The 5,613-nt window shown below is 71.5% G+C and carries 2 protein-coding genes; both read left to right on the top strand.

What is annotated here, in order from left to right; genetic code table 11:
* Positions 1-2,757, top strand: a 2,757-nt coding sequence (locus Q0195_RS08885) for a helicase-related protein (RefSeq protein ID WP_299277258.1), incomplete at its 5' end; no start/stop codon positions are given.
* On the top strand, positions 2,757-5,613 hold a 2,857-nt coding region (locus Q0195_RS08880; protein WP_366518088.1), incomplete at its 3' end, for a DNA methyltransferase. The genes Q0195_RS08885 and Q0195_RS08880, both read left to right, overlap by 1 nt.

Below are 5,613 nucleotides of genomic sequence, written 5' to 3'. Positions count from 1 at the left end.
TGGTTCGTCCACGTCCAGGGCCTGTCGGAGCTGGTCCGCGACACCGAGGCCACCTTCTCCACCGCGCTCGACGACATCCAGGAGGCCGACCCCAGGAAGACCCAGGTCGTCGCCGACGGCTCACCGGGCTACCGCAAGAGTCGCCTGTGGCTGGAGGCGACGCTCCGCAAGACGGCCGTCCCGCTCACCGACCCCCGGCTCACCGTCGCCCACCGGGGCCTGGCCGACGCGCTCCCGTACCAGGTGGCCGCGGTGCGGCAGGCCCTCGACCCGGACAACCTGCGCCCCCGCATCCTCCTCGCCGACGCCGTGGGCCTCGGCAAGACCATCGAGATCGGGATGATCCTGGCCGAGCTCGTCCGCCGCGGTCGGGGCGAGCGCATCCTCGTCGTCACGCCGCGGCACGTCCTGGAGCAGATGCAGCGTGAGCTGTGGACCCGGTTCTCGCTGCCCTTCGTGCGCCTGGACTCCGTCGGCATCCAGCGCATCCGGCAGAAGCTGCCGGCCAACCGCAACCCCTTCGCGTACTACAAGCGCGTCATCGTCTCCATCGACACCCTCAAGTCCGACCGCTACCTGGCGCACCTGGAGAAGCAGCACTGGGACGCCGTCGTCATCGACGAGTCCCACAACGTCACCAACTCCCGCACCCAGAACAACCGGCTCGCCCGGCTCCTCGCCGAGCGCGCCGAGGCACTGATCCTCGCCTCGGCCACCCCGCACAACGGCAAGGCCGAGTCCTTCGCCGAGCTCATCCGGATGCTCGAGCCGAGCGCGGTGAGCCCGGACGGCGAGCTCGACGAGGAGCTCGTCAAGCGGCTCATCATCCGCCGTCACCGCCACTCCGAGGACGTGGCGAGTACCGTGGGTGCGGACTGGGCCGAGCGCATGCCGCCGCGCAACCTCCTCGTGCCGGCCGGCCCGGTGGAGGACGAGATCGCCGAGGAGCTCGACCGCGTCTGGCTGTACCCCGAGGACGGCGTGAGCCCGGTCCACGGCAACAACCGCCTCTTCCCGTGGACGCTGGCGAAGGCGTTCCTCTCCTCACCGGCCGCGTTGCTCGAGACGGTCGTCGAACGTCGGCGCCGCATCGCCTCTCGCGACGGCAGCGCCACCTCACGGGAGGACGAGGCGCTGGCCCGGCTGGAGGAGCTGGCCCGGCGCGCGCTCGACTCCCGGTCGGGCAAGTACGACAAGCTCGTCGAGCTGCTCAAGGAGATCGGCGTCGGCACGGGGTCGCAGGAGCGAGCCGTGGTGTTCGCCGAGCGGGTGCCCACGCTGCGCTGGCTGCAGACGAGGCTGGTCAAGGACCTCGGGCTCAAGCCGGAGAACGTCGCGATCCTCCACGGCGGCCTCGACGACGTCACCCAGCAGGACGTGGTCGAGTCCTTCAAGCAGGCCTCCTCACCGATCCGGGTGCTCGTCACCGGCGACGTCGCCTCCGAGGGCGTCAACCTGCACACCCAGTGCAACCAGCTCGTCCACTTCGACATCCCGTGGAGCCTCATCCGCATCGAGCAGCGCAACGGCCGCATCGACCGGTACGGACAGAAGCGCCGCCCGCAGATCACCACCCTGCTGCTCCAGCCCGCCAGTGAGCGCTTCAGCGGTGACGTCCGGGTGCTCACCCGGCTCGTGGAGAAGGAGCACGAGGCCCACCGCACCCTGGGAGACTCCGCCTCCCTCATGGGCGAGTACGACGTCGCGGCCGAGGAGAAGGCCATCGCCGAGGTGCTCGCCGGCAGCCAGGAGCTGGACGACGTCGTCCGCGACGTCGAGGAGGTCACCGCGGGCACCGACGTGGCGGCGTTCTTCGCCCGCCTCACCCAGCAGCCCGCGCAGCCGGCGGCGACCGAGCCGGAGACCCACGAGGACGCCCTCTTCCCGGCCGACCTCACCTACCTCGAGCAGGCGCTGGAGGAGGTGCTCCACACCCCCGGCTCACCACCGCCCAACGGCGTCTCGTGGCGCAACCACGCCCAGCACCACGTCGCCGAGCTCGTCCCGCCGCCCGACCTGCGCCAGCGCCTGGAGGTGCTCCCGCAGCCCTACCTCAGGACCCGCCGCGTCCACGAGAAGCTGCAGCTGGCCACCTCGACCCAGCAGGGGCTGGCCGAGCTGGAGCGGGCGCTGCAGGACGAGACCCAGTCCGCCTGGCCCGAGGCCTGCTACCTCGCCCCGCTGCACCCCGTCCTGGACTGGGTATCCGACCGGGCCCTGGCCACCCTCGGGCGCGACCAGGTCTTCGCCGTCCGCGGCGACGGTGAGGACCTCACGGTCGTCCTCCAGGGCACCCTGACGAACCAGCGCGGACAGGTGGTGGCCGCCAGCTTCCTCACCGCGACCTTCCTCAACCCGGACAACCCGTCCTTCGCCGCCACCCAGGCACACGCCTCCGCCACGGCCGCGCTGGAGTCCGCCGGCTTCACCGACCGCACCGTCAACGTCGGCGCCCTGACCGACACGGCCCACCTGCAGCGCTTCCTCGGGCCCGCGGTCGACTCCGCCCTGCGCACGATGGAGGGGGTCACCCAGGCGGCGGCCGACTCCACCGCCGAACGGGTCCGCGCCTGGGTCGACCGCACCCGCCGCTGGGACGAGGAGGCGGCAGCGCTCATCCAGCGTGAACAGCTGCGCGGCCGCAAGGAGCGGGTCGACGCCGAACGCGAGCTCGCCGAGGCGATGCTCCCCAGCCGCACCCTCGTCCGCCCCCTGCTCGTCGTCGTCCCCAACGACTACACCGGAGGTCAGCACTGATGGCCGTGAGCGACGCCCTCATCGTCGGCGAGGACTGGATCAGCGAGCACTACTTCACCACCGACGCCACGAAGGAGTCCTTCCAGGCCAAGGTGCTCGAGCGTCGCAAGCAGTGGCAGGCGGAGAAGGACGCCGGGACGGTCCGCACCCGCTTCACCGCCACCCGCCGCGCGCTCCTCGACCAGCTCGCCGGCCTCGCCGAGGCCGAGGACCCCACGGCCGCCGTCGCCGCCGTCCACGACCAGCTCCTCGACGTCCTCGGCTACACCCGGCCGGGCCTCACCCACACCCGGCCGGACCCGGACGGTCCCGTTGTCCGGATCGGCAGGGCAGGGCTCAACGAGGCCGGACCGCTGGCGGTGGTCGAGGCCGTCCCCGTCCAGACCGTCGACGAGCTGCTCGCCAAGGACGCCCCGACCCTGCTGCGGCCCTACCGGCACGACGAGGACACCGAGCTCACCTCCGTCGCGCGCACCCTCTCCACGCTCTTCGTGTCCGACGGCGCACCCGCCTTCGCGCTGGTCCTCGCCGGCCGGTACGCCCTCGTCGCCGAACGCGAGCGCTGGGCCGAGGGACGCTACCTCGCCGTCGACCTCCAGCTCGTGGCCGAACGGGCCGACGACACCCGCGGGGGAGAGGTGGACCGGGCGCTGACCTGCCTCAGCGCCGAGTCCCTGGCCCCCGACGCCGAGGGCAGCATCTGGTGGACCGAGGTGCTGGAGGACTCCGTCCGCCACACCGTGGGCGTCTCCGAGGATTTGCGCGACGGCGTGCGGATGTCCATCGAGATCATCGGCAACGAGGTCGTCCACCGGCGCAGCCGCAAGGGGCTCCCGCCCCTGCCTGCCGACCAGGCCCAGCCGCTGGCACAACAGGCACTGCGCTTCCTCTACCGCATCCTCTTCCTCCTCTACGCCGAGGCGTCACCCGAGATGGGCGTGCTGCCCACCGGGGCACCGGAGTACGAGCGCGGCTACAGCCTCGACCGGCTCCGCGACCTCACCCTCGTGGAGCTCACCTCGCCGCAGGCCAAAGAGGGCACCCACCTGTACCAGTCGCTCGGCGTCCTCTTCCGCCTCGTGGGGGAGGGGCACGACGGCGGGAGCGCCGCCGAGGACGCCGCCGCCGTCGAGGGCCTGACCTTCCGCAACCTCAAGGCCGACCTCTTCACCCCGGAGGCGACCGCGCTCATCGACGAGGTCGGTCTCGGGGACGAGGCGATGCAGCAGGTGCTGCGCCACCTCCTCCTGAGCAAGGAGACCCGCGGCAAGGACCGCGGCTTCATCTCCTACGCCGAGCTCGGCATCAACCAGCTCGGCGCGGTCTACGAGGGCCTCATGTCCTACACCGGCTTCTTCGCCGAGGAGGACCTGTACGAGGTGGCCAAGAACGGTGACGCCTCGAAGGGCTCCTGGGTGGTTCCGGTCGACCGCGCCGGCCACATCGCCGAGAAGGACTTCGTCAAGGTCGAGGACCCGCACACCGGTGAGAAGAAGGCGGTCCTGCACGAACGTGGGTCCTTCGTCTTCCGCCTCTCCGGGAGGGCGCGCCAGCAGTCGGCCTCCTACTACACCCCCGAGGTCCTCACCCGCTTCACCGTCTCCCAGGCCCTCGCCGAGCTTCTCGACCAGGACGGCCGCAGGACGCCGGCGCGGGAGATCCTCGACCTCACCGTCTGCGAGCCGGCACTCGGGTCCGGCGCGTTCGCCATCGAGGCGGTGCGCCAGCTCGCCGAGGAGTACCTCAAGCGCCGCCAGGAGGAGACCGGCGAGCGGATCGACCCCGACGAGTACCCGCGGGCGCTGCAGAAGGTCAAGGCCTACATCGCGCTGCACCAGGTCTACGGGGTGGACCTCAACGCCACCGCCGTGGAGCTCGCCGAGATCTCCCTGTGGCTCGACACGATGGTCGCGGGGCTCGACGCGCCCTGGTTCGGTCTGCACCTGCGGCGCGGCAACTCCCTCATCGGTGCCCGCCGCGCGGTCTTCCGCCGCGGCCGGGTGAGCGACAAGAGCTGGCTCAAGGCGGTACCCCGCGACGTGCCGCTCACCTCCCTCGCCGAGGACGCCGAGCACGACCGCCTCGCCACCGGCCTGGACGGCGGCATCCACCACTTCCTCCTCCCCGCCGAGGGCTGGGGTGCGACGACGGACGCGAAGGAGGCCAAGGAGCTCGCTCCCGAGGCACGCGACCGGCTCCGTGCCTGGCAACGCAAGATCCGGAGCAAGCCGAGCAAGAAGCAGATCGACGCGCTGGTCGACCTCTCCTACCGCGTGGAGCGGCTCTGGCAGATCGCACTGCGACGGCTCCAGGTCGCCGAGCAGGAGATCCGCCGCTCCATCGACGTGTGGGGCGCCGACGACCTGCCGGTCGGTGGCCGCGTGCAGCGCCACCAGATCGAGGCGGCCCTGAACGACGCCGGAAGCGCCTACCAACGGCTGCGCCGCGTCATGGACGCCTGGTGTGCGCTGTGGTTCTGGCCGCTCACCGACCGCCTCACCACCCTTGAGATCGACGGCGAGACGAAGCGGATCGAACCTCCCACGCTCGACCAGTGGATCGACGCCCTCCAGGGGCTGCTCGGCCGGCACACCGGCAGCGCGAAGGCGACGCGTGGTCACGACCAGACGCTGAGCGCCGGGGTGTCGTGGGACGAGCTCGGGGACTACGAGGCCTTCGACCAGTTGTTCGCGAGCGTCGCTCCGGTAGAGACCGTGCTGCGGGAGCATCCGTGGCTGTGCGTGTGCGAGGCGGTCGCGAAGGAACAGGGGTTCCTCCACTGGGAGCTCGACTTCGCGGCGCGGATGGCCCGAGGTGGGTTCGACCTTCAGGTTGGGAACCCGCCGTGGGTGCGGC

The organism is uncultured Georgenia sp. (assembly GCF_937958535.1).
Taxonomy (GTDB): Bacteria; Actinomycetota; Actinomycetes; order Actinomycetales; family Actinomycetaceae; genus Oceanitalea.
The sequence above is the reverse complement of the archived record's forward strand: the minus strand, read 5'-3'. Positions and strand labels throughout refer to the sequence as shown.